The sequence below is a fragment of the Methylibium rhizosphaerae genome (assembly GCF_006386545.1).
Lineage (GTDB): Bacteria > Pseudomonadota > Gammaproteobacteria > Burkholderiales > Burkholderiaceae_C > Pseudorivibacter > Pseudorivibacter rhizosphaerae.
Genome location: NZ_SWAR01000026.1, coordinates 23,619 through 47,547 on the forward strand (window position 1 = coordinate 23,619; position 23,929 = coordinate 47,547).

At 69.0% G+C, this 23,929-nt stretch carries 26 protein-coding genes; 5 read left to right on the forward strand and 21 right to left on the reverse strand.

Going from position 1 to position 23,929, the window contains the following annotated elements; all coding sequences use genetic code 11:
- Window positions 1–5: 5 nt before the first annotated feature.
- The 6 genes from E8D38_RS18130 to E8D38_RS18155 all read right to left on the reverse strand — a co-directional run bounded on the left by E8D38_RS18130 (window position 6) and on the right by E8D38_RS18155 (window position 6,622).
- Window positions 6–1,139 (reverse strand): mannitol dehydrogenase family protein, encoded by a 1,134-nt coding sequence (locus tag E8D38_RS18130; RefSeq protein ID WP_140634074.1) that lies wholly within the window; start codon window positions 1,137–1,139, stop codon window positions 6–8.
- A gap of 14 nt (window positions 1,140–1,153) precedes the next feature.
- On the reverse strand, window positions 1,154–2,164 hold the full coding sequence (locus E8D38_RS18135; protein WP_140634076.1) for a zinc-binding alcohol dehydrogenase family protein: 1,011 nt from the start codon (window positions 2,162–2,164) through the stop codon (window positions 1,154–1,156).
- A 39-nt stretch (window positions 2,165–2,203) separates the two neighbouring features.
- Window positions 2,204–3,064, reverse strand: coding sequence for an amidohydrolase family protein (locus E8D38_RS18140; protein ID WP_140634078.1), 861 nt, complete (start codon window positions 3,062–3,064; stop codon window positions 2,204–2,206).
- Between the two features lie 18 nt (window positions 3,065–3,082).
- A complete protein-coding gene (locus E8D38_RS18145) occupies window positions 3,083–4,036 on the reverse strand; it encodes an ABC transporter substrate-binding protein (RefSeq protein WP_140634080.1) in 954 nt (317 codons plus the stop codon).
- Between the two features lie 61 nt (window positions 4,037–4,097).
- Window positions 4,098–5,081, reverse strand: a complete 984-nt coding sequence (locus E8D38_RS18150) for an ABC transporter permease (protein WP_140634082.1) — start codon at window positions 5,079–5,081, stop codon at window positions 4,098–4,100.
- Window positions 5,078–6,622: a sugar ABC transporter ATP-binding protein gene (locus tag E8D38_RS18155; RefSeq protein ID WP_246099553.1), complete on the reverse strand. Its 1,545-nt coding sequence runs from the start codon at window positions 6,620–6,622 to the stop codon at window positions 5,078–5,080. The genes E8D38_RS18150 and E8D38_RS18155 overlap by 4 nt, the downstream gene beginning before the upstream one ends.
- Before the next feature lie 189 nt (window positions 6,623–6,811).
- On the opposite strand from E8D38_RS18155, the gene E8D38_RS18160 reads away from it, so the two are divergent.
- Complete coding sequence (locus tag E8D38_RS18160) at window positions 6,812–7,534, forward strand: FadR/GntR family transcriptional regulator (RefSeq protein ID WP_140634086.1); 723 nt, start codon at window positions 6,812–6,814, stop codon at window positions 7,532–7,534.
- A 68-nt stretch (window positions 7,535–7,602) separates the two neighbouring features.
- Here E8D38_RS18160 and E8D38_RS18165 read toward each other — a convergent pair whose 3' ends face one another.
- Window positions 7,603–8,034, reverse strand: a complete 432-nt coding sequence (locus tag E8D38_RS18165; RefSeq protein ID WP_140634088.1) for a helix-turn-helix domain-containing protein — start codon at window positions 8,032–8,034, stop codon at window positions 7,603–7,605.
- Window positions 8,035–8,117: 83 nt separating this feature from the next.
- Between E8D38_RS18165 and E8D38_RS18170 the strand changes: the two genes are divergently transcribed.
- A complete protein-coding gene (locus tag E8D38_RS18170; protein ID WP_140634090.1) occupies window positions 8,118–8,612 on the forward strand; it encodes a DUF2938 domain-containing protein in 495 nt (164 codons plus the stop codon).
- 45 nt (window positions 8,613–8,657) lie between these two features.
- Entirely contained in the window at window positions 8,658–9,227 is a 570-nt protein-coding gene (locus E8D38_RS18175; RefSeq protein ID WP_140634092.1) for a flavodoxin family protein, read from the forward strand.
- Here the strand turns inward: E8D38_RS18175 and E8D38_RS18180 are convergent.
- From E8D38_RS18180 to E8D38_RS18200, 5 genes are read right to left on the reverse strand one after another with little or no spacing between them, the layout of a single operon-like run.
- Complete coding sequence (locus E8D38_RS18180) at window positions 9,160–10,572, reverse strand: hypothetical protein (RefSeq protein WP_181179226.1); 1,413 nt, start codon at window positions 10,570–10,572, stop codon at window positions 9,160–9,162. The two genes, E8D38_RS18175 and E8D38_RS18180, sit on opposite strands and share 68 nt — an antisense overlap.
- A complete protein-coding gene (arsB, locus tag E8D38_RS18185; RefSeq protein WP_140634095.1) occupies window positions 10,569–11,660 on the reverse strand; it encodes an ACR3 family arsenite efflux transporter in 1,092 nt (363 codons plus the stop codon). Before arsB ends, E8D38_RS18180 begins: the two co-directional genes overlap by 4 nt.
- An 11-nt stretch (window positions 11,661–11,671) precedes the next feature.
- Complete coding sequence (locus E8D38_RS18190; RefSeq protein ID WP_140634097.1) at window positions 11,672–12,178, reverse strand: arsenate reductase ArsC; 507 nt, start codon at window positions 12,176–12,178, stop codon at window positions 11,672–11,674.
- Window positions 12,179–12,206: 28 nt separating this feature from the next.
- A complete protein-coding gene (locus tag E8D38_RS18195) occupies window positions 12,207–12,695 on the reverse strand; it encodes an ArsI/CadI family heavy metal resistance metalloenzyme (RefSeq protein WP_140634099.1) in 489 nt (162 codons plus the stop codon).
- A 14-nt stretch (window positions 12,696–12,709) separates the two neighbouring features.
- A complete protein-coding gene (locus E8D38_RS18200) occupies window positions 12,710–13,033 on the reverse strand; it encodes an ArsR/SmtB family transcription factor (RefSeq protein WP_140634101.1) in 324 nt (107 codons plus the stop codon).
- Between the two features lie 94 nt (window positions 13,034–13,127).
- On the opposite strand from E8D38_RS18200, the gene E8D38_RS18205 reads away from it, so the two are divergent.
- Window positions 13,128–13,835, forward strand: a complete 708-nt coding sequence (locus E8D38_RS18205; protein WP_140634104.1) for an enoyl-CoA hydratase/isomerase family protein — start codon at window positions 13,128–13,130, stop codon at window positions 13,833–13,835.
- A 12-nt stretch (window positions 13,836–13,847) separates the two neighbouring features.
- Here the strand turns inward: E8D38_RS18205 and E8D38_RS18210 are convergent, their stop codons facing one another.
- Together E8D38_RS18210 and E8D38_RS18215 are read right to left on the reverse strand one after the other, a co-directional pair.
- Window positions 13,848–15,047, reverse strand: a complete 1,200-nt coding sequence (locus E8D38_RS18210; protein ID WP_140634106.1) for an acetylornithine transaminase — start codon at window positions 15,045–15,047, stop codon at window positions 13,848–13,850.
- On the reverse strand, window positions 15,044–15,646 hold the full coding sequence (locus E8D38_RS18215) for a DJ-1/PfpI family protein (protein ID WP_140634108.1): 603 nt from the start codon (window positions 15,644–15,646) through the stop codon (window positions 15,044–15,046). Before E8D38_RS18215 ends, E8D38_RS18210 begins: the two co-directional genes overlap by 4 nt.
- 132 nt (window positions 15,647–15,778) lie before the next feature.
- On the opposite strand from E8D38_RS18215, the gene E8D38_RS18220 reads away from it, so the two are divergent.
- Window positions 15,779–16,759, forward strand: coding sequence for a GlxA family transcriptional regulator (locus E8D38_RS18220; RefSeq protein WP_140634110.1), 981 nt, complete (start codon window positions 15,779–15,781; stop codon window positions 16,757–16,759).
- A 3-nt stretch (window positions 16,760–16,762) separates the two neighbouring features.
- Here E8D38_RS18220 and E8D38_RS18225 read toward each other — a convergent pair whose 3' ends face one another.
- The 7 genes from E8D38_RS18225 to E8D38_RS18255 form a co-directional block, all read right to left on the reverse strand.
- The gene (locus tag E8D38_RS18225; protein ID WP_140634112.1) at window positions 16,763–17,134 is read right to left on the reverse strand and encodes a VOC family protein; all 372 of its coding nucleotides are present in this window, start codon (window positions 17,132–17,134) and stop codon (window positions 16,763–16,765) included.
- A 112-nt stretch (window positions 17,135–17,246) separates the two neighbouring features.
- Window positions 17,247–18,371, reverse strand: coding sequence for a sensor histidine kinase (locus E8D38_RS18230; RefSeq protein WP_140634114.1), 1,125 nt, complete (start codon window positions 18,369–18,371; stop codon window positions 17,247–17,249).
- 97 nt (window positions 18,372–18,468) lie between these two features.
- Window positions 18,469–19,668: a pectate lyase family protein gene (locus E8D38_RS18235; protein WP_219851789.1), complete on the reverse strand. Its 1,200-nt coding sequence runs from the start codon at window positions 19,666–19,668 to the stop codon at window positions 18,469–18,471.
- 135 nt (window positions 19,669–19,803) lie between these two features.
- Complete coding sequence (locus E8D38_RS18240) at window positions 19,804–21,177, reverse strand: sensor histidine kinase (protein ID WP_140634118.1); 1,374 nt, start codon at window positions 21,175–21,177, stop codon at window positions 19,804–19,806.
- Window positions 21,146–21,832 carry a response regulator transcription factor gene (locus tag E8D38_RS18245; RefSeq protein ID WP_140634120.1) on the reverse strand — a complete coding sequence of 229 codons (687 nt, stop codon included), beginning with the start codon at window positions 21,830–21,832 and terminating at the stop codon, window positions 21,146–21,148. The genes E8D38_RS18240 and E8D38_RS18245 overlap by 32 nt, the downstream gene beginning before the upstream one ends.
- On the reverse strand, window positions 21,832–22,593 hold the full coding sequence (locus E8D38_RS18250; protein WP_246099554.1) for a MipA/OmpV family protein: 762 nt from the start codon (window positions 22,591–22,593) through the stop codon (window positions 21,832–21,834). Before E8D38_RS18250 ends, E8D38_RS18245 begins: the two co-directional genes overlap by 1 nt.
- Before the next feature lie 158 nt (window positions 22,594–22,751).
- On the reverse strand, window positions 22,752–23,882 hold the full coding sequence (locus tag E8D38_RS18255; RefSeq protein ID WP_140634125.1) for an MBL fold metallo-hydrolase: 1,131 nt from the start codon (window positions 23,880–23,882) through the stop codon (window positions 22,752–22,754).
- Window positions 23,883–23,929 lie beyond the last annotated feature (47 nt).

Below are 23,929 nucleotides of genomic sequence, written 5' to 3' on the forward strand. Positions count from 1 at the left end.
CATGTTCAGTGCGGCGGCAGCAGCGCTGCCTGCAGGCGCGGCTGCGCCAGTTCGGGCAGGTGCAGGCGCGCCAGCTCGACCAGGGGTTGAAGTCGGCGCGCCTTCTTTTGCTCATGGTTCTGCGCAATGTCGGACAGTCGGTGCGCGAGGAACGGATTGAGCAGGCGGTCCCGCAGGCCGGCGAGGTAGCGGCGCGCGTCGTCGCCCTCCCCCAGCGCGTCGAACACCGGCAGCACCTCCTGCTGCCAGGCGCCTTCGAGCGGCTGGCGCAGTGCCGGCTCCTGCATCGCCTGCAGCACCGTCATGTCGGAGCCGAACCCGCCCTTGATCCACAGGTCGGCCAGCACCGTGTGGCCGAGGTTGAGCAGGAAGAGCTTGAGCCGCTCGAAACGCCCGAGGTCGGCGGTCACCACCACGGCAGGATGCACGCAAGGCAGCGTCAGACCCGGCTGCGCTTCGACGGCCCACAAGGCGTAGGGCTCCGCCACCGCGCCGACGGGCTCCAGGGCCTCCGACACGATGCGGTCCACCAGCGAGTTCGCCCAGACCACCCGGGCTTCCATCCAGTCGATGAACGCGGGCGCGCATTGCCAGTCACGCGCCAGCTGCAGGACGACCTCGCGCAGCCGGGCGCCATTGCGCGACACCAGCTCGCAAGGCAGCAGGGTCATGCCGGCATCGGGCCGTGCCTGCCAGCGGTCGTGCAGCAGGACCAGCAGCTTCGCGGGAAAGCCAGCCGGTGCCGGCGCCGCACGGTCCAGCAGCGCGGCACCGTCGGCGGCCGACAGGGCCCAACCGCCATCGCCGGTGTTGGACACGATCACCTGCACCGGCCCGCGGGCGCGTTCGCGCACGGCCTGCCAGTCAACGCCGGCATGAAAGGCTTCGCGCACCGAGCGGCAGGTACGGCGCATCTCCACCGGCTGCCCGTCCGCCAGGCCGCGCACGATCACCTCGAAGCCCTCCGCACGCGCCAGGGCCTGGGTGCGCCGGGTGCTGACCGGGTTGCCGGTGGTCTGGACGACGGTGATGCCGCCCAGGGCCTCGCCGCGCTCGGCGGCCTCGCTGACGAAGAGATCGACATGCGCCTGCAGGAAGCGGCTGGTGCCGAACTGCAGGATGGGATGGCCGGCGCTCATCGCTTCCGCTTCGATCAGCACTCGACGATGGCCTTGATCACGCCTTCGGCCGGATCCAGCAGCCGCTGGAAGCGCTGCGGCACCTCCGACAGCGCGAGCCGGTGCGTGGCCAGCGCGGCATCGGGCACCAGGCCTGCCTTCATCGCCTGCATCACCGTCTCGAAGTCCTCGGTGGTGGCATTGCGGCTGCTCAGCAGCGTGGTCTCGCGGCGATGGAACTCGGGGTCCGAGAAGCGGATGTCGCCTTGCACGATGGACACCAGCACGTAGCGCCCGCCATGGGCAACGAAGCGGAAGCCGCGCTCCATGGCCTGGGCGTTGCCGGTGGCGTCGAACACCACGTCGAAGAACTCGCCCTGGCTCAGCCGCGCCAGTTCGGCCTCGTCGCCCTCCCCCAGCGGGACGGCGGCGGCCACGCCCACGTGCCGCAGCGCAAAGTCCAGCCGCGGCTGTCGGCCGTCGATGGCGGTCACCGTGGCGCCGCGCAGCCTGGCGAAGATCATCGCCGCCAGGCCGATCGGCCCGGCGCCGACCACCAGCACGCGCTGCCCGGCGGCGACCTCGCCGCGGCGAACCGCGTGCGCACCGATGGCAAGAAACTCGAGCATGGCAGCCTGGTCCAGCGTGATGCCTTCGGCCTTGCCGACGAAGCGCCGCGGCACGGTGAGGTATTCGGTGAACGCGCCGTCGCGGTGAACACCCAGCACCTGGATGTTCACGCAGCAGTTGGTCTTGCCCTGGCGGCAGGCCGCGCAGCGGCCACAGGACAGGTAGGGCATGACATAGACGGGCTCGCCCGGCGTCAGGCCGCTGTCGGCATCGGCCTCCTCCACCACGCCCGACAGTTCGTGCCCCATGACGCGCGGATAGGCGAGGTACGGCTGGTGGCCGGTGAAGATGTGCAGGTCGGTGCCGCACACACCGACCCGCTTCACGCGCAGCAGGACGTCCCCGGGCGCGCGCTCAGGCCGCGGGCGCTCCAGCGCCTGCAGGTTTCTCGGTGATTCGCAGATGACGGTCAGCATGGGATGGAGTGGTGATGAGGCAGGACGCGGGCGCAGTCGTCAGCGCGTGGCGAACAGCCCGTACAGGCGCATCGCGTTGGCGCCGAACAGGTCTGCCCGGTCGGCGTCCGACATCGCCGGATCGATGGCCGCGAACAAGGCCCGGCTCATCTCGAGCCAGTCGGGGTAGTGGCCGGCCAGTCGCAGCACCGGCCAGTCGCTCCCCCACAGCAGGCGCCGCGGGCCGAACAGCTCCCACAAGGCATGCACATAGGGGCGCAGCGCTTCGGCGCTGCGGCGCGGGCCGGCTTCGGTGAGCAGACCCGAGACCTTGCAGCACACCTGCGGCAGTGCGGCCAGCGCCGCCATGCGGCTGCGCCACGGCTCCAGCTCGCCGCTCGCGATGGGAGGCTTGGCGCCGTGGTCGATCACGATCCGCAGGCCGGGATGGCGTGCCGCGAAGCCGTGCAGCGCTTCCAGGTGACGGGTGAGCACCAGCGCGTCGAAGACGAGGCCGTGCTGCACCATCGCGCGGGCGCCGCCGTCGACGGCGCGATCGGCGATCCAGTCGTCATCCGGCAGGTCCTGCAGCATGGGCCGCAGCCCCTTGAGCTTCGAACGGGCGGCCAGGGCGGCGATGCGTTCGGGCGCATCCGCCGCCTTCAGGTCGGTCCAGCCCACCACGCCCCAGATGAAGCGGTGCTGGTCGGCCAGGTCCAGCATCCAGCGTGTGTCGTCCTCGCTGGGCAGCGTCTGCACCAGCACCGTGCCGTCGATCCCGGCTTGCCGGCGCAAGGGCTCCAGGTCGACCGGCAGGAAGTCGCGATGGATGGCGGCCAGTTCGGCCGGCGGCCAGTGCCCCTGCCGGTCGGCCAGGCGCCAGAAGTGCTGGTGGGCGTCGACGCGCGGCACGGCAGACATCGGTCGTGGCCCCTCTGCTCAGTACAGAACGTTCTTCGCCTCGGGCGAATCGATGTTCTTCTTGGTGACCATCACCACGCCGGTGTCGCGGAACTTCGGCACCTTCTTGCCCTGGATCACCTCGACTGCGGTCTTCACGCCCAGGTTGCCCATCTGGTAGGCGCTCTGCACCGCGATTGCCTCGAGGGTGCCGTCCTTCACGAAGCCCTGGAGGTCGCTGTTGCCGTCGAAGCCGATGGCCACCACCTTGCCCGCCTTGCCGGCCTGGACCAGCGCGCGGCCCATGCCGATGGCGGTCGGCTCGTTGGCGCCGAAGACGCCCTTGAGGTCGGCGTTGGCGGCGAGCACGTCGGTGGTCTGGTTCAGGGCCGTGCCCATCTGGGAGTTCGAGTAGAACGGGCCCAGGACCTGCAGCTTGGAGTGCTTCTCGATGTACTTGCGGAAGCCGCCGACACGGCCGATCTCGGAACCCGAGCCCGCCGTGTACGACATGATCGCGATCTTGCCGGTGGTGCCCACCTTGGCGATCAGCGCCTGCGCACAGAGCTCGCCGGCCTTTTCGTTGTCGGTCGCGAGGAAGGACTGGTAATAGCTCTCTCCTGCCTTGCCGGCCGCGGAGTCGATGAGGATCACCGGGATCTTCGCTTCCCAGGCCTTCTTCATCGCGGGGATGAGCGCATCGGGGTCGGAGGGCGCGAGCACGATCGCCGCCACCTTGCGGTTGACCGCGTTCTCCACCAGCGCGACCTGGCCCGCGAGGTCTGTGTCCGACGCCGCGCCCTGGAAGCTGGCGGTGTAGCCCTTGAGTCCGGCGACGCCGTCGTTGGCCCCCTTCTTGACGTTCTGCCAGAAGTCGGAGTTGGCCGTCTTCACGATGACGGCGATCTCCTTGTCGGCGGCCATGGCCGGGGTGACGGACGCCGCCGCCAGCAGCAGCGTCGATGCGAACCACGTGGTCAGAAGCTTTTTCATGTCTCGAATCCTCTTGTTGAAGACACTTGTCTCGCAGTCCCGGTCATCCCGCCGGGGAGGTTCATCGCCGATGACGCATCTGGTCGATCCACACCGTGAGGAGAATCACCAGGCCGATGATGATTTGCTGCACGAAGGCCGACACGCCACCCATGTTCAGGCCGTTGCGCAGGATGCCGATGACGAAGGCGCCGATGAGCGTGCCGGAGATGCTGCCCACGCCGCCCGACAGCGAGGTGCCGCCGATCACGGCCGCCGCGATCGCATCGAGCTCGTACATGAGCCCTTCGCTGGGCTGCGCCGTGACGAGGCGCGACATGAGCACGCAGCCGGTGAGCCCGGCGAGCGTGCCCGACAGCACATACGCGAACAGCGTGACGCCGCGCACATCCACGCCGGACAGCCGCGCCGCCTCCGCGTTGGAACCCACCGCATACAGGTGCCGACCCAGCTGCGTGCGGTTGAGCAGCACCGCGACGGCGATCGCCAGCACGATCATGAGCAGCACCGGGTACGGGATGCCGGGAAACAGCACGTCCGGAAAGCCGTCGTCGCCCACCTTCGCGACGCGCCACAGCGAGCCGTTGCCCAGTTCGGCGAAGCCGTCCCCCAGGCCTCCGATGGCCTTGGCGTCGGTGATCTGCAGCGCCACGCCGCGGGCGACCAGCATCATCCCGAGGGTCGCGATGAAGGGCGGCAGCTTGAGCCAGGTGACGCACAGGCCGTTGATCGCGCCGCACAGCGCGCCCACCAGCAGGCCGCCGGACATGCCGGCCCACACCGGCATGCCGGCCTTCACCAGCAGCGCAGCCACGACGCCCGACAGCGCAAGGACGGCACCCACCGACAGGTCGATGCCGCCTGTGATGATCACGCAGGTCGCGCCGATCCCCAGGTAGGCGATGGACGTGACCTGCAGCGCCACCGTCATGCCGTTGCCGAGCGAGAAGAACGCCGGGCTGACGGCGGAGAACACCGCGGTCAGCGCCAGCAGGCTCGCGAGCGCGGCGAATTTCTGGAAGAGGTCTTTCTGGCGGTCGGTCATGGAGAGACGGCTGTCTGTTCTTGGGAAGCGGGCCGCGCGGACCCCGCGCCGTTGCGCCCGGAGGCGAAATGCATGATCTCTTCCTGCGTGGTGTCGGCGGTCTGCAGCACGCGCATCAGGCGCCCTTCGTGGAACACCGCCACGCGGTCGGTGAGGCCCAGGATCTCGGGCAGTTCGGAGCTGATCAGCACCACGCCGATGCCTTGCGCGGCGAGCTGGTCCATCAACTGGTAGATGGCGTACTTGGCGCCCACGTCGATACCGCGCGTGGGCTCGTCGAAGAAGATCACGCGCGCCTCGCGGAACAGCCACTTCGCGATGACCACCTTCTGCTGGTTGCCGCCGGACAGGAACCGTGCGATCTGATGCGGCCCGGAGGTGCGGATGCCCAGCGTGTCGATGAAACGCCTGGCGGTGGCCGCTTCCTCGTCGAAGCGGATGAACCCGCCGCGTCCGCACACTGCGCCGGTGTTGGCCAGGGTGATGTTCTGCGCCACCGTCATGCCGATGGCCAGGCCCTGCGCCTTGCGGTCTTCCGACAGGTAGGCGATGCCGTGGGCAATGGCGTCCCTCGGTGAGCGGATGGCGAGTTCGCGGCCGCACAGCGACACGCTGCCGCCATCGACCGGGTCGGCGCCGAACACAGCGCGCGCCACCTCGGTGCGGCCGGCGCCGATGAGGCCGGAAAACCCGAGCACCTCGCCGCGCCGCAGCTCGAAGCTCACCGGGCCGAACACATCCTTGATCTGCAACTCGCGCACCGACAGGAGGACCTCGCTGCTCGGCACGCGCTGCCGCGGCGGGAACTTCTCCTCCATCGAGCGCCCCACCATCAGCGACACGATCTCGTCGACCGAGGTGTCCGCGAAATTCATCGTGCGGATGCGAAGGCCGTCGCGCAGCACCGTGACCCGGTCCACGATGCCCGCCATCTCGTCCAGCCGGTGCGAGATGTAGACGATGCCCACGCCGGAACGCTTCAGCTCGTGGATGACCTTGAACAGCCGGCCGGTCTCCGCCTCGGTCAGCGAGGAGGTGGGCTCGTCCATGATGACCACCTTCGCATTCATGGACAGCGCCTTGGCGATCTCGACCATCTGCTGCTGCGCGACCGGGAGCCCGCGCACTGGAAGCCGGGGATCGATCTCGACGCCCAGGCGCGCCAGGCAGCGCCGGGCATCGGCATGCAGGCGCTTGCGGTCGATGAACCAGCCGCGCTTCGGCTCACGGGCGAGGAAGATGTTCTCCGCCACCGACAGGTGCGGTATGAGGTTCAGCTCCTGGTGGATCATCACCACGCCGTGCGCTTCGGCCACGCGCGGTGAAGCGAAGACCTGGCGGTGCCCCTCGAAGTCGATCGTCCCGGCGTCGGGCTGGTAGACGCCGCTCATGACCTTCATCAGCGTCGACTTGCCCGCGCCGTTCTCGCCGCAGACCGCATGCACTTCTGCACCCCGGACGTCGAAGTCGACCTGGTCGAGCGCGGTGACGCCGGCAAATGCCTTGCGGATGCCGGCCAGCCGCAGCAGCGGCGCAGGCATGGGGTCGGCTTGTCGGGCAGAAGACATGGGTCGAGGGGCCCCTCAATTGGTAAGACCAATATATCAATGAGACCGACTTGGCCTTACCAGACAAACCCGAATGACGGCAATCCGCGGATTGGTCAGGCCGAGGGTATCCTTCCGCCGAGGAATTGGCCTGACCACTTTTGTACCCAACGGATGACTTCCATGGCGTCGACTTCGAAGTCCGGCGACTCGCGTCGGCTCTACCAGCAGGTGGCCGACCAGATCCGGGCCGTCATCGAGCAGAACGGCTTCGTGCCCGGATCGCGGCTGCCGCCCGAGCGCGAACTGGCTTCGCAGCTGGGCGTGTCCAGGCCGTCGCTGCGCGAGGCCCTGATCGCCCTCGAGATCGAGGGCCGGATCGAAATCCGGATGAGCTCGGGTGTCTACGTCTGCGCGGCGCCGGAACCATCGAACACCGATGTGCAGTCCCTCGGCGAAAGCCCCAGCGAACTGATGCAGGCGCGTGCAGTGCTCGAAGGGTCGGTCGTGTCACTCGCCGCGGCCCGCGCCAACAGGCAGGGTGTCGAACGCGTCAGAGCCTGCCTGGACGCGATGCGGCACGAGGTGCAACGCGGCCAGTCGCCGGTGGACGCAGACCGCCGCTTTCACGTGGCCATCGCCGAACTGACCGGCAACTCCATCCTCGCTCGACTGGTGGGCGAACTGTTCGACGGCCGGCATGGCGCCATCTCCTCGCGCATGTCACGCCACTCGGAGACGGCGCGGACCTGGGAATCGGCCCTGCAGGAGCACGAACGGATCTGCCAGGCCCTGGAGTCACGCGACCCGCAGGAGGCCACGGCGGCGATGCTGTCGCACCTGAAGGCCTCCCGCGCACGCTGGATCGGCGAGTCCTCCGCAGGAAGCGACGACGAGCACGCTTGACGCCGACTGTGGGGCCGGGCCGAGCCGCCGAAAGACACCGCGCACCGCTCTGCCCCACCGCGGCCCTGCTACGGCTTCCGGCCGGAAGGCGCGAGTTGCCGCTGCCGCTTCTCCAGCGCCCCGGCAGAAGCCGCCTTCAGAAGCCGCTGGAACGACGGGCACGCCGCGTGGCTCGGCGCAGGGCACGCCGCGGCGTGCCGCAAGCCCTCGATCATGGCCTTCAGCCGCTTGACCATCCGCTCGAGCTCGTCGGCCTTGGCCGCCAGCATGGCGCGGTCGATGTTCGGCTCACCCCCTGGCGTGAACATCGCGCGGATTTCATCGAGCGAGAACCCGGCCGCCTGCCCCAGCGCGATGAGGGCGAGCTGGTCCAGCACGGCCGGTGAGAACTTGCGGCGGGCGCCTGCCGACTCGAGCGAGCGGATGAGGCCCTTGCGTTCGTAGTAGCGCAGCGCGGAGGCCGCCACCCCCGACTTCCTTGCGACTTCCGAGATGTCCATGCGAAACCGCTTGACTTGAAGTTGACTTCAACTTCTACCATGCCTTGAACACATCGACGAGTCAACGGTTTCAAGGAGTCCTGATGCCCTCTTCCCTGCTCATCGCGCACGTCACCCTCGTCGGTATCGGCGCCACGGCCCTCATGGACGCCTGGCTCGCCAGCCTGTCGCGACTGGGCGTGCCGACCGCCAGCTTCGCCATGGTGGGTCGATGGGTCGGCCACATGCCGCGCGGCCGGTTCGCTCATGCCGCCATCGCCAAGGCGCCGCCCGTTCGCCACGAGCTCGTCCTTGGCTGGCTGACCCACTACCTGGTCGGCATCGCCTACGCCGCCGTGCTGGTCGCCCTGCAGGGTGCCGGCTGGCTCGAGCGGCCGACGTTCGCGCCGGCCCTGGCCGTCGGCATCGCGACGGTGGCCGCCCCCTGGTTCGTGATGCAGCCGGCGATGGGTTCCGGCTTCCTCGCCACGAAGACGACCACGCCCCTGAAGAACTGCCTGCGCAGCCTGGCCAACCACTCGGTGTTCGGCACCGGTCTCTACCTGGCGGCCGCAGCACTTGCCGGCCTCGTTGCGTAGGTCGCGCGTCCCGCACTCACCCACTCACCTTCCCGGAGCCCCCGCATGAGCAAGCTCGCCATCGTCTATCACAGCGCACACGGCCACACCGAACACATTGCCCGACACGTGCATCTCGGCGCGCAGGACGTCGAGGAGGTCGATACCCGCCTGCTCAAGGCCGAAGACATCGCCCGAGCGCCTGACGAGCTCGTCGAATACGACGGCTTCGTCTTCGGCTCGCCGACCTACCTGGGCGGCGTCAGCGGCCCGTTCAAGAGCTTCATGGACTCGACCGGCCGGCTGTGGCGCACCCAGCAGCTGAAGGGCCGCCTGGCGGCCGGCTTCACCGTGTCGTCGCTGCCTGCGGGCGACAAGCAGTCCACCTTGCTGTCCATGTTCGTCTTCAGCATGCAGCACGGCATGTTGTGGGTCGGCAACCCCATCCTGCCCGAGCAGCACAGCGGCGTGCCCTACGACGAGGCGGCCAACCGCCTGGGCTCTTGGTCGGGGCTGATGGCTCAGGCCGGGCACTCGGCGCCCGCGGACTCGTTCGTGCCTGGGGACATCAAGACCGCGCGCATGTTTGGCCGGCACGTTGCGCAGAGCCTGAATCGCGTGAGCGTTCCTGCCTGAGCGATGCCGATGGGCTGCCGGCGAGGTCCGGCGCTTCGTACACCGGAGCAAACCCGCCTCCGGGCGTGCGGAAGTTGGTGGTCTGGCCTTGATAGAGCCGGGCCGCGGCCCACTGCACCTGGCCCTCGTACACATAGCTGCGCAGGTCGAACTTGAGCACCTGCGACGGATCGCCCTCGTGCAGCCGGCGTTCGCCGGGCGGGACCAGCGCCTGCGCGACGTAGCCGCCGGCCAGGATCTCCTGCCACACGCGCTGGGTGAGCTTGTCGCCGCGGTAGGCCGCCCGGCCGCCGAAACCCGCATACGGCTTGAAGAACAGCCGCTTTCGCCCGGCCCACAGGCGCGGGGCATTGGCACCGTCGACGATCTCGGTGCGAGGGATGCCGGCCAGCAGTGCCGCCTGCGTGGGCTGCGGCACACCGAGCCGCTGCAGTTGCGACGGGTCGGTCAGCAACGCGAGGTTGCGCTTGTCCGCATACAGCGCATGCGCTTGCGGATGCGGCGTCACCACGGCCGCGCGCTCAACGTAGGCCTTGCGCAAGGTGGCGCTGCCCTCGGCCTCGAAGTAGAAGTCCGTCAGGCGGTTGTAGACGAGGTCGATCGGCTGCTCTGCGGCATACAGCACGCCGCTTCGCAGCTGGAGCTCCGACGGATCGGCAATGACCGCCGCAATGCCGTGCGCCTCGAACAGCTGCTTGAACAGCAGGAACTCCGGATAGAGGTACTGATCCGCCGGCCGCTCGTCGACGATGGCGATGCCGCGCAGCGGGCCGCTGCGGCCGCTGGCCGCCCATTCCCGCCGGAACATCGCGACGATGCGGGCCTCGAACGCATCGGCCAGGGCAACCGGCGGCAGCAGGCGCTGGATCGGCGTGCAGCAAGCGCGCTGGGCGCGGGCGAGCAGCGCGTTGAGCATGGCACCGCCGGCATTGGTGTTGATCTCGATGAGGCCGACGCCGGCCTCGGTGGCATGGAAGTCGTAGCCGAGAAAGACGCCGCGCGCGCCGCCGGCGTCGTGACGGGCGATCTGCGGTGAGCGCTCGAGCACTTCCTTGCGGTAGGCCGGCAAGGCAACGACCGATTCGATGGCCTCGATCAATGCCGCGATGCGCTGGTTGTGCGCCGGGGAGACGAACACCGGGCGTGCCGCGAACACATGCGGGCAGCGCTGCCGGAGCAGCTCGTGGAGTCCCGTCGTCGCCGCGGCAGCTGCCGACAAGGCCTGTTCGAGCGCGTCACCGTTGAGGCTGACGCAGAAGCATTCGGCGTTCAGGCGCTCGCTGTTCAGCGTGGCAAGCGCCGGCTCGAGCGCACCGGGGGACGGGGGGTCGCAGGAAAGGTTCATGTGCGCCCTGCCGCAGCGTGGCCGCGCGCGCCCGCTTCGTACCAGCCCTTGCTCTGGTTCACCAGCCGCACCACCAGCAGCATGACAGGCACCTCGATCAGCACCCCCACCACCGTGGCGAGTGCGGCACCCGATTCGAAGCCGAACAGGCTGATGGCGGCGGCCACCGCCAGCTCGAAGAAGTTGCTCGCACCGATGAGCGCGGACGGGCAGGCCACGCTGTGCGATTCACCCAGCCGGCGGTTCAGCCAATAGGCCAGCGCCGAGTTGAAGAACACCTGGATCAGGATGGGCACAGCCAGCATCGCGATCACCAGCGGCTGCTTCAGGATGGCCTCGCCCTGGAAGGCGAACAGCAGCACCAGCGTCGCGAGCAAGGCGGTGATCGACCACGGGCCGATCCGTGCCAGTGCCGCGTCGAACGCCGCCTGGCCCCTGGCCAGCAGCAGCTTGCGCCACACCTGGGCGATGAACACCGGGATCACGATGTACAGCACCACCGACGTGAGCAGCGTGTCCCACGGCACCGTGATCGACGAAAGTCCGAGCAGCAAGGCAACGATGGGCGCGAAGGCGAACACCATGATCGTGTCGTTCAGCGCCACCTGGCTCAAGGTGAACAGCGGATGCCCGTTGGTGAGCCGGCTCCACACGAACACCATGGCGGTGCAGGGAGCGGCCGCCAGCAGGATCAGGCCGGCGATGTAGCTGTCGAGCTGGGCAGCCGGCAGCCAGGGCGCAAACACCTGCCGCACGAAGATCCAGCCCAGCAGCGCCATCGAGAAGGGCTTGACCGCCCAGTTCACGAAGAGGGTGACGCCGATGCCGCGCCAGTGCTGGCGCACCTGGTGGAGTGAACCGAAGTCCACCTTCAACAGCATCGGGATGACCATCACCCAGATCAGCAGGCCGACCGGAATGTTCACCCGGGCCACTTCCATGCGGCCGATGGCCTGGAACGGTGCCGGCAACGCCTGGCCCAGCCCGATGCCGACGACGATGCAGAGAAACACCCAGACGGTGAGGTAGCGCTCGAAGACGCTCATGGACGCCGCAGCGTTGCGCGCAGGCAGGGTGGCCGTGTTCATCTGTTGCACCTTCAACTGCGGCCGATCGCGGAGAGCGCGGCCTGCAGCGCGGGGCGGTCCATCGTTGCCAGCGGCAGCGCCAGCAGCTGCAGCATCCGATAGCCGATGGCCTGCCGGGTGAGCTCGAATGCCCGGCGCTTGGCTTCGTCGCCGCCGCTCGCATTCGACGGGTCGGGGTAGCCCCAGTGCACCTTCACCGGCTGACCGCCGGGGCCGCCGAAGAACACCGGGCACTGCTCGGCAGCGGCGCTGTCGCACACGGTGATCACGATCGACAACGGCGGCGCACCCTCGGCGCTGAACTCGTCCCAGCTCTTGCTGCGGTAGCCCGCAGTGTCGACACCCGCGTTCCGGAGCGCTTCGAGCGCGAACGGATTGATGCGGCCGCTGGGCGCGCTGCCGGCGCTGAAGGCCCGCACGTCCTTGCCGAGCTGCCCGGCCCAGTGATTGAGCATGCCCTCGCTGAGCACGCTGCGCGCCGAGTTGTGGGTGCAGAGGATGAGGACGTTGGTGGTCACGGGAGATCCTTGAGCCATTGCAGGGGCCCTAGCAGCAGGAGGAGGACGGCTTGGCCGCCGTCACTGCAATGCCGACGGGCTTGCCTCGTGTCGTGGGCGTGCAGCAGGCAGAACCGGACGCGGCTCGCGGCGGGGCGTCGCGTTCGCTGAACACCGGAATGTCGGCCAGCGTGTGGAAGTGCTCCCACGCGATGCCCTGCGGGTCTGTCACCCAGTGCTTCTCGCTTTGCGCGTAGCAGCAGGTCGTCGCGCCTTCATCGAACAGCGCCATGTCGGCGGTCTGTGCGCGAGCCTTCAGCTCGGCCAGCTCCTGCGCGTCGTCGGTCTGGAAGCCCAGGTGGTCGACGCCCGGCTTGCCGCCGCGCGTGGAAATCGCAAAGTTGACCCGCGGGTCTTCGAGCATCCACTTGGCGTAGTCACTCTCCAGACGGGTCGGCTCCGCTGCGAAGAGCCTGGAGTAGAAGACCACGCTCTGGGCGAGGTCCTCGACGTGCACATGGACATGGAAGCGTTTCATCGTGGATTCCTTCTTCAGCACTTGCAGGAAGTTGAGGTCGCGGGGAGACAGGCTTCGCCCTGGCAGCAGTTCTGGGTGAGATACCCCAGGAGCTCGTTCATGTGCTCGAACGAGGCCCGGTAGACCAGGTTGCGGCTTTGCCGCTCCTGCGTCACCAGCCCGGCATGCATCAGCTCCTTGAGGTGGAAGGACAGCGTGGCCGGCGCAATGCCGGAGCCTTCTGCCATGACCCCCGGCGTCATGCCGCGCGCGCCGGCAACCACCAGCGCGCGAAAGATCTGCAGGCGGTGCCCGTGCGCAAGCGCAGCGAGCGAGCGAACGACTTCTTTGTCTTCCATATTTTGATGCTAATGGAAATATCAGACGAAAGCAACGGCTGCCCGGGTGTTTTGCGTGCCCGGCAACCGCAGGCCCCGCTGCTACGCTACCGGCATGTCCGAAGCCACCCTGCTCTCCTCACTCCGCGACGGCGTGCTCACGCTGACCCTGAACCGGCCGGCGAAGCTCAACGCCATCGACAACGAGCTGGCGGCCGCGCTGCTCGACGCGCTGCAGGCCGCCTGCGTTGACCCGGCCGTCCGGGTGATCCGCCTGCGCGGCAATGGCAGGGCCTTCTGCGCCGGACGAGACGTGAGCGCCGCACCGACCGCGCGCGATCTCGAGCTGGTTCAAGCCGTTGCGTCAGCCATCGTCAACCACCCGCGGCCGGTCATGGCCGCCGTGCACGGATGGACGGTGGGCGCCGGACTCGAGTGGACGATGGACGCCGACCTCGTGATCGCCGCCGACGACACGAGGTTCAAGCTGCCCGAGGCGTCTCTTGGCGTCTTCGTCACCGCGGGCCTCGTGGCCACGCTGCCGGCAGCGGCCGGCCTCGCCCGCGCGAAGGCGCTGATGCTGCTGGGCGAGGAGTTCGGCGCGCGCCAGGCCGTCGAATGGGGACTCATCCACACCACCGTGCCGGCGGGGCAACTGGAAGAGGCTTCCATGGAAGCCTGCCTGAGGCTGTCTGCCATGCAGGCCGGCGTCGTCACGCAGTTCAAGCGCGTGCTGAACACCATCGGACTCGACCGGTTCAACGAGGCGATCGAACAGGAATCGAGTGCGATGCGGCAGCTGGCTTCCATTCGCCAGCAGTAACGCTGAGCGGGGTCAGCGACGGCCCGGCCCCAAGGCCTGCGCCAGCGCTGCGCGAAGCAACCGCAGCGCCTCGTCGACCTCCGCATCGGTGATCGTCAAGGCGGGCATGAGGCGCAGCAGGTTCGGGCGCGGCGCGTTGAGCAGCAGCCCAACCGGCTGCAGGGCACGCGCGGCTTCGACGACCCGATCGGCCCGGTCAGCCGGCAGCACCAGCGCCCGCAGGAGGCCCGCGCCCCGCTCACCCGAAAGCCCGTGGTCGCGGACGACGGCCTGCAGGCCGCCGGCGAGCCGCTCTGCGCGCCGGCGAACACCCTCCAGGAACTCCTCGCGACATACCTCGTTCACCACCGCGAGCCCCACGGCGGCCATCAGCGGGTTGCCGCAGTAGGTGCCGCCCTGGTCTCCGGGCTCGAAGCAGTTGAAGCGCTCCTTGCACAGCAGTGCCGCCAGCGGCACGCCGCCGCCGATGCCCTTGGCGAGCGTCATCACGTCGGGTTCCACGTCGAACGTCTCGTAGGCGAACGCATGGCCGCAGCGGCCGATGCCGGTCTGCACCTCGTCGGCGATCAGCAGCAGCTGTCGCTCGCGGGTCAGCGCACGCAGCTCCCGCACGAATCCGGGGTCCGCGAGGTTCACGCCGGCCTCGCCCTGCACGAACTCGATCATCACGGCCACCGAACGCGGCGTGACGGCCCGCTCCACCGAGGCGATGTCGTTGAGCCGCGCCTTCGCGAAGCCCGCCGGCATCGGCGGGTACAGCTCGCTCCAGCCGGGCTTGCCGGAAGCGCTCATCATCGCCAGCGTTCGCCCATGGAAGCCGTGCTCGAAGCCGATGATCTCGTGCGCGCCGCCGCGCATCCGGCTGCCCCAGCGCCGGGCCAGCTTCACCGCGCCTTCGTTGGCCTCGGCGCCTGAGCTGGCCAGGAAGACGCGGTCGAAGCAGCTCACCTCGACGAGCCGCTGCGCCAGGTCGAGCATCGGGCGGTTGAAGTACGCAGGGCCCGGGTTCAGCAGCCGCTTCGACTGCGCTGCCAGCGCCTGCGCCACCAGCGGCGGGCTGTGTCCCAGGCTGTTGACCGCCCAGCCCTGCACGAGATCGAGGTAGCGCTTGCCGCCCTCGTCGATCAGCCAGGAGCCATGGCCTTCCACGAACACGGTGTCAGGCCGGCTCGCGATGGTGATGAGGTGCTGCCCCGGGTCGCCGATCCTCATGACGCCGGCGTCCAGTCGAATTCCATCTGCCGCGCGGTGCGCACCGCGAGCTCGCGGCTGTGCAGGCGCTCCACCAGGTGCAGGCTCATGTCGATGCCGGCCGAGATGCCGGCCGAGGTGACGATGGCGCCCGTATCGACCCAGCGCACGTCGTCTCGCACCTGCAGGCCCGGCCGCAGGGCACGAAGCGCTGCCACGTCCTCCCAGTGGGTGGTGGCCGCCAGGCCGTCGAGCACGCCGGCTTGCGCCAGCAGCAGCGAGCCGGTGCAGACCGACGCGAGGATGCGCGCGGTCCGCGCCTGGCCCGCGATCCAGTCCATCAGGTCGGACCGGCCGAGTTCGGCGTCGACCACGCCCCCGGGCACGATGGCGCAGTCCAGCGGCGGGTGGTCGCGCAGCAGGTGGTCCGGCTGCATGCGCAGGCCGGCCCGGGCTCGCACGGGCCGCGCGTCGCGCGCGATGGTGAACACCGTGAACAGCGACGCCGCTCCCGGCGGCTGGCTGCGCCCGTGCACCCGCGCGGCGGTGGTGAAGACCTCGTACGGACCCGCCATGTCGAGCAGCTCCATCTCGTCGAAAGTCACGATGCCGACGTTCATGCTGGTGTGGCCTCCATGCCATGCGTTGATTCAGAAGGCTGCAGCTTGCCCTGTACACGCATTGGCAGCCATGACGCAGTTCCCACCTTTTCTGCCATGGCGTCGGACAGCCGGACACGGCATAGTGGAGGCATGGCGTGCCGCATCGCATTCGTGCTCTTCCCCGGCTTCCAGCAACTCGACCTCGCGGGCCCGATGGCGGTCTTCGAGGTCGCGCGCCTGGAACGGCCCGGCAGCTACACCTGGCGCCTGGCGGCCAGCAACCCGCCCGCGGTGCCCAGTTCAGCCGGGGTCGCCTGGCCGGTGCAGCCGCTGCCGCGCCGGCTGACCGACCTGGACCTCGTGATGGTGATCGGCGGGGACGGCGTGGATGCGGCATGCCGCGACGCACGGCTCGTCGGGTGGCTGCAGCGCGCCGCCCGGGCGGGTGCGCGCGTGGCAAGCATCTGCAGCGGCAGCCTCCTGCTGGCGGCCGCCGGACTGCTCGACCACCGCACCGCCACGACCCATTGGTCCCGCAGCCGCCAGTTCGCAAGCGACTTTCCCGCCGTGCGCCTGCAGCCTGATCGCATCTACGTGCACGAGCCCGCGGTGCGCAGCCACTCGCAGCGCCTGCCTGAAGTCTGGACGAGCGCCGGCATGACGGCCGGCATCGACCTCTGCCTGGCGCTGGTGGCACACGACCACGGCGAAGAGGTGGCACGTGAAGCGGCACGCCAGCTGGTGGTGGAACGCAGGCGCCCTGGCGGGCAGTCGCAGTTCTCGCCGCTGCTGGACCTGCAGCGCCCGGAAGGCCGCTTCAGCGCCCTGCTCGACCACGTGAGGTGCCAGCTGCGGCACGACCATCGGGTGGAGGAACTGGCCGCGCGTGTCCACATGAGCCCGCGCCACTTTGCGCGCTGCTTTCGCACCGAGACCGGGGCCACGCCCGCGCAGACGGTCGAGCGCCTGCGCGTGGAGGCCGCACGTGCTGCGCTGGAAGGAGGCAGCCCCTCGGTGCAGCGCATCGCAGACGAATGCGGCTTCGGCAGCACCGAGCGCATGCGCAGATCGTTCCTGCGCCTGCTGGGCCGGCCGCCGGCCGCGTTTCGCAAGGTCCGGCCAGGCGAGTGAAGCCTAGGCCTTGGTCACCGCCTCGATGTGATGGCCGTCCGGATCGACGAGGAAGGCTGCGTAGTAGTTCGGACCGTAGTCGGGTCGCAGGCCCGGCATGCCGTTGTCTCGACCGCCGAGGGCCAGCGCGCAGGCGTGAAAGCGGTCGACGGCCACACGGCTGGGTGCCGCAAAGGCGAGATGAAATCCAGGCCCGGGCGCCACGGCAGGAGAGCGAAGCTTGAGACAGAACTGGTCCTCGCCGTCTTCGACCCCATAGCCGATCGCCGTGTCGTCTTCGAACACGCGTCGATATCCCAGCGAACCGAGGGCAGCGTCATAGAAGGCGCCGCTGGCCTCGAGGTCGGCCACGGCAAACGAGATGTGGTGGAGCATTCTGGAGAGCGAAAGCTGAAGGGGAAAGCGCGGAGGGTTCAGACGAAAGGGATGTTCAGGCAGCGGTCGAGAGATGGCTGTCGATGAGCCACCTCGCCCCGTGGGGTGCCGCTCATGGCGACCTGTGGCGGGGCAGGTGCAGGCAGAAGGTCGTCTCGCCGTCGCTGGAGCGCACCTCGACGTCGCCCCCATGCGCGCGCGAGATCTCGCGCACGATGAACAGCCCCAGGCCCAGGCTGCCCGGCTCGTTCGGATCTCCCGGCGCCGCACCTTGCCTGAGCGGATCGAAGAGCTCCTTCGAAGTCGCCGGGTCGATGGGCAGGCCGCTGTTGGTGACCTCCACCCGGACCTCGGCCTCTTCACCGACGAGCGTCACCTGGATCGGTTTGCCGGGCGCGCCGTACTTGATGGCATTCGAGACCAGGTTGCGCAGCGACTGCTGCAGCCGTGAACCGTCCCACTGGCCGCGACAGTCGCCCTGCACCGCCAGCCTGATTTCCCGGTGCGGGTGGGCACCGCGCAGCTGTTCCAGTTCGTCGGCCACCGGGACCGCGAGGTCGACGTCCGACGGCGTGATCCTGATGCCCAGGCCGAGCCTCGTACGGTTGAAATCCACCAGGTCGTCGACCAGGGCACGCATCGACTCGCCGCTTCGGATGAGGCGGGCTGCAGCCGCCGACACTGCATCTCCAGCATTCAGGGCGGCGAGGTGCGACGCCGTCGCCACGATCGTGCTGAGCGGGCTGCGCATGTCGTGCCCGAGCATCCCGAGCAGCAGGTTCCTGGCCTGCTCCACCTGTGCATGGAAGTGCCCCACGGACTCGGCGATCGCCTGGTCGATCGCCTCGTTGAACCGGATGACGTCCTCCATGCCCGATTCATCCAGCGGCCCGGCGTGGATCCACAGGCGCAGGACACTCGCGCGGAGCGCTCGGTATTCGGCCACCAGCTGGTTGATGTCGAAGCCGCTGCGAGCACGCAGCACCGCATGCGTCTGGGCGGCCGTTTCCGGTGCCCCTTCGATCACGGGTGCGCGCCCTTTCGACTTCTCGGACTGCTCCAGCGCGGTCTGGGGCGTGTCGAGGTCCTTTGCCACCGCCTCCAGGATGTGCGGTGCGTGATCGCGCAGCGCGAGCGAATTCAACCCTGCCGCAGCCGGGAGCAAGGTGGCAGCGAACGCTTCCCACTCGGCCAGGATGGCGTCAATGTCATTCCGGATGAAATCCGACAGCCGCATGCACAGTTCCCCTGGTTCGGCCCGGACCGGCGCGTCGTACGCCGGCCTGGTCTCGAAGGGCGGATCATAGCCGCGCGCCGGGGCGGCACGCCGGTCGTCAGTCGCAGCTCAGGGTGGCCAGGGCCTTCCCGGCTCCGGCCACGGACGGCAGCTTCGCCTTCACGCAGGCCGGTGCCTGCACCGAGTACTCGTACGCGATGGCGACCGGGAAGGCAGCGGTCGTCGCCCAGTCGGTGGCATCGCGCGACGGCGACGAGGAACTGGCTACCCAGGTGATGCCGTAGGTCGCGAAATCGGCCGGCGTCCGGATGTTGTTGTTGCGAAGCTCCCAATAGCCGATCGCCGAGCTGTCGCGCGATGTCACCGGGTTCTGGGCGTTCTCGAAGTGGTTGCCTTCGATCAGCGAGTAGCCGCCCATGCGGATGTTCGCGCCCGATGCGGCCACGCCGCTGTACAGGTTGTTGTAGAGGTGGGTGTAGCCGCCGCGCTGTAGCGGCAGCCGGGAGCCGACGTTCTGGTAGACGTTGTGGTGGAAGGTGATGTAGCGGTCGCCGGCGTCGCTGTCGCTCGAGCCGATGAGGCCGACCTTGTGGTGGTCGTGCAGGTGGTTGTACGAGTAGGTGATGTGATGCGCACCCGCCTTGTTGTCCACCAGGCCGTCGAATTCCAGGTCGCCGGCACCGGAGCACTCCTGCATGCTGCTGAACAGCGTGTTGTGGTCCACCCAGATGTGGCTCGGGAACTTGCCGCCCTGCCCTTCGATGCCGATCGCATCGATCGAACCGGGCAGCAGCCCGATGGTCATGTTGCGGATGATGATGTTCGTCGACTCCGCCTTGATGGCGAGGCCGAAGTTCGCGGCCGAGCCGTCGGCGCCTTCGATCGTGACGTGGCTCTTGTTCTTGATTTCCACGATGGCGCCGGCGGCTTTCTGCCACTGGGCGCACGGGTCGGGAATGGTCGAGAAGTCGAAGCTGCCGCTGTAGCGGATGACGAGGCCGCCCGTGCCGGAGTAGGCGTCGATGGCCGCCTGCATCTGCGCTGCGGTGGTGACGGTCACCGGCGTGGCGGAGGCGCCGCCCGTCACGTTGCCGGCGAAGCCTCCGCTGCTGGTGTGGGTCGCCTGCGTTGGCGTTGGCGTTGGCGTTGGCGTTGGCGTTGGCGTTGGCGTCGGCGTCGGCGAAGACGACTGCGACTGCGACTGCGATGCCGTGGTGTTGTTGCCGTCTGCGCCGCCGCATGCCGCCAGCAGGCTCAAGGCGGTGGCACCCAGGACGCAACGAAAGGTTCTGTTCATGGTTGTGCTCGAAGCTTGGCTGCGTACCGCCGCAAGGGATATGCCACCGGCCCATCACCCCAACCCATGACGAAGCCATGACGATGCGATGCCGCAGCCGCCACGCTGCGTCAGTTCCTGTCGGCTGAGGCGACGCTACGCGGCCGTCTTCGTCATCGACAGCCGGAACCGCAGCCCCGGCTCGGCCCGCTCGGCGGTGAGGCTCCAGCCGTGCGCGAGGGCGATCTCCTGGCAGATGGCCAGGCCCAGCCCGGCGCCGCGGTCACGGCGGTGCTGGCCGCGCCAGAAGCGCTCGAAGAGCCGCGGCAGCAGCTCGGCATCGACGCCAGGCCCCCGGTCGCGCACGGTGAGCATGCCGCCGTCGACCTCCACACCGACCACGCTCCCCCTCGGGGCGTGCTCGATGGAGTTCTCGAGCAGGTTCTTCAGCAGCGTGAACAAGGCGCCGCGGTCGGCGCTCCACACCACCTTGTCGCTCGTCGCGCTCACCCGCAGGCGCACGTCCGCCGACTCGGCCATGCGCTGCAGGTAGGCGGCGGCTTCTTCGACGACCTCGCGCACGCCGACCGCCGCGATCTTGTAGTTGTGCGCTTCGCTGGCCTCGGCCAGGAGCAGCAGCTGCTGCACCTGCCGGCTCATGTAGCCGACGTCGCTCAACAGCGAGGCCCGCTCGTTCTGGCCGGCGTCCTGCAACTCGATCTGGGCGCGGATCAGCGCCAGCGGCGTCTTCAGCTCATGGGCTGCGTTGCCGAGGAATTCCTGCTGCACGCGGTAGCCCCGCTCGAGCCGCTCCAGCACCCGGTTGAAGCTGTCGACCAGCGGGGCGATCTCGGCGGGCATCTGCGTCGTCTTCAGGCGCGCATGCAGCGAGCGAGGCGAAATTGCGGCCGCCGACTCCGACACCTCTCGAAGAGGCGCGAGCGTGTAGCGCAGGGTGAAGTAGGCGCACAGGCCGAAGGTGACCAGCAGCACCAGCCCGAACACCGCGATGCCGGCCACCACGAGCGGCAGCGCCACACGGTGCAGGAGCGTCATGAAGCGCGAGCTCCCGGCGATCTGGAAATACCAGGTCCTCCCGCCGTGCTGGAACGGGTGGGTGGCGCCGTACATGGCCGCGCCGTCGTGCTCGAAGTCGAAGCGCAGCTTGCCCAATCGCACGCCGTCGCCGCTGGTCGGCCAGAACGCCGCGCCGGCAGGCGACAGGAGCACCGCCGTGCCGGTGTCGTCCAGCACCCGATAGGCGGCCTCGCGCCGCAGGCTTTCGAAGACCCAGGCGAAATCGTCCTCGTCTGAATCCACCCCGACCGGTCGTCCCTGGTCGTCGAACCGGACCATGGCAGCCAGGTCCTCGGAGGCACCCGCCAGGTCCACGCGCGCCAGGATGTCGCCCTGCAGCAGCAGGGCAGCGGCCGCCACCAGCAGCACGATGCTGAGCATCGTGCCGGCCAGGTAGGCCAGCAGGATCTTCAGGCGCAGGCTATTGAACCGGGCCGTCTTGGCGAATCGCATACCCCAGCCCCCTGATGTTGACGATCCGCTGGCGCGACCCGATGGCGAGCAGCTTGCGGCGAATGCGGTGCAAGGCCACGTCGAGCGCGTTGGGCGTGACCGCCTCGCTCAGGCCCCAGGCGGCCGCCTCCAGCGCGCTGCGGCGCACCACCTCCTCGGGCCTGCGCATGAGCAGCAGCATGATGTGCAGCTCCGCGGGCGGCAGCGTCACCTTCTCCTCGCCGCAGCACAGCAGCCCGGCCGCGGAATGCAGCGCCAGGTCGCCAAGCGTTGGGTCGAGCGGGCGCACCTCCGCCGGCCGCCGCAGCAGCGCCCGCACGCGCGCCACCATCTCGTCCATGGCAAACGGCTTCGGGAGGTAGTCGTCGGCGCCCGCGTCGAGGCCTTCCACGCGGTCGTGCAAGGCATCGCGTGCGGTGAGCACGAGGCAGGGCACCAGGAAGCCGGCGCGGCGCAGCTTCTGCAGCAGTTGGAGCCCGTCGCCGTCCGGCAGGCCACGGTCGAGCACCAGGCCCTGGTAGGGCATCTGCTGCACCGCAGCCCAGGCGGCGTCCATGCGGTTGCTCACGTCGACGGCAATGCCGGCGGCCACCAGGCCCTTTCGTATCAGCTGCGCGAGCCGTTCATGGTCCTCGATCAGGAGTATTCGGCTCATCAGAAGCGGTAGGTGTATCCGAGCAGCACCCGATTGTCGTTCGAGCGATCCACCAGCGGACTGTCCTTGGCCGCCTTCGGCAGGCTGGACACGGCCGCGTCGACGAACACGGAGTGCTGCCGGTCGAACAGGTAGACCGCCCGCAGGCCGACCTCGGCACCGGTGCCGGACTTGCCGGCGTAGGCCGGGCGGCCGGGCGCGACTTCGCTGTCGCGCACGCCGAAGTAGTAGTCGACGTATTTCCTGTCCTGCCAGGTCGCTGCCACGCGAGGCGTGAGCATCAGGTGCCGGCCGAAGTGCCAGGTGCGCTCCAGCCCGAGGCTGAACTGCTGGCCCTTGCTGTGGCCGGAGGCATCGGCGAGCCATTCGGCGCTCAGGTCGGCCACGTCGTTCTTCCACTCCACCTTGGCGCCGGCCCAGAAGCCGCCCTTGCGCCGGCTCATGCCGCTCAGGATGAGGGCGTCGTCGGCCTTGTAGCCGCTGCCGTCGTACTTGCCGACGAGGCTGAACTCGAGCCGCTGTGATTCCCCGAGGGCGAGGCTCGGCAGCTTGACGCCGATCTGCGGCCCGAAGATCTCCAGGTATTCGTTCTCGAAGCGCAGCAGCGGCAACACCTTGCTCTCCCGGTCGATGCCGGCATAGGGCTTTTGCACGCTCATCACGCCCAGGCCGAGCGACCAGGACGAACCGGACCCGGGGCCGTCGCCGTCCGGCTGCTGGGCGAAGGCGCAAGCGCCGCCGGCCAGTGCGGCTGCGAGCACGCAGAGACGGGCCGGATGGGGGGCGCTCGCCGGGACACGAGAGCGGGATCGGGCAGCGGCTGGGCACGCGGGCATGGGGGGGTTCCTCGTCGGGGTGTTTGAAAGGCGCGATGCTCCGCGCCTCCGACTTACCCGACTCTTACCCGCCGTCGCGCGGGCTACAGGCGCGCTTCGGCTGCAGCTTGCGGCGGCACCTCTGCGGCGGCCGGCTGCAGTTCGCGCCACCAGCGCTGGCCGGCATGCGGCTGCCGCAGCGACAGGCGCTCGCCCATTGCCGGCGTGGCCAGCGCGATGCCGCCAGCTGCTGCCAGCGCCTCGATGCGGTCGAACGGCTCGTCCCAGGCATGCATGGCCAGGTCGAAGGTGCCGTTGTGCACCGGCATCAGCCAGCGGCCCCGCAGGTCGCGGTGCGCCTGCAGGGTCTGCTCGGGCTGCATGTGCACGTCGGGCCACTGCTCGTCGTAGGCACCGGTCTCGAGCAGGGTCACGTCGAAGGGGCCGAACCTTTCGCCGATGGTGGCGAAGTCGGCGTGGTAGCCGGTGTCGCCGCTGAAGAACAGGCGCAGCCCATCGGCCAGGATCACCCACGACGCCCACAAGGTGCGGTCGCCGTCGGTGAGCCCGCGACCCGAAAAGTGCTGCGCCGGCGCGGCGACGAGGCGAACGCCGGCCACCGAGGTCTCCTGCCACCAGTCGAGCTGGCGCACCTTGGCCGGGTCCACGCCCCAGTCGACGAGGCGGTCGCCCACGCCCAGCGGTGTGATGAAGACGTCCACCTTCGGCGCCAGCTTCATGATGGCTGCATGGTCGAGGTGGTCGTAGTGGTCGTGCGACAGGATCACGCCCTTGATCGGCGGCAACTCGTCGATGCCGATGGGCGACTCGTGGAAGCGCTTCGGGCCCATCCATTGGAACGGCGAGGCGCGCTCGGAAAACACCGGGTCGGTGAGCCACAGTTCGCCGCGCAGCTTGAGCAGGAGAGTCGAATGCCCCAGGCGGAACAGGCTGGCATCGGGCGCATCGGCGAGCGCGGCGGCGGTCAGCGGCTGCACCGGCACCGGCCCGCGCGGCACGGTGGTGTCGGGCTTGCGGGTGAGGACGCGCCAGGCGATGGCGAGCATCTTCGTGAAGCCGGGAGCCTGGCGCGGCACGACGTTGTGATACTTGCCGTCGCGCGCCTGCGACAAGTCGGCAGAGGCGACAGGGGTGCGGCTGAAGGCGCAAAGCGAGGCGGTGGCCATGGTGACGAGGACTCCGGCAAAGAGGGTGCGGACGAGCGTGCGATTCATCGAGGGCATCGGGGGGCTTTCGGCTCTTGTGCTCGAAGCGCAGAAAC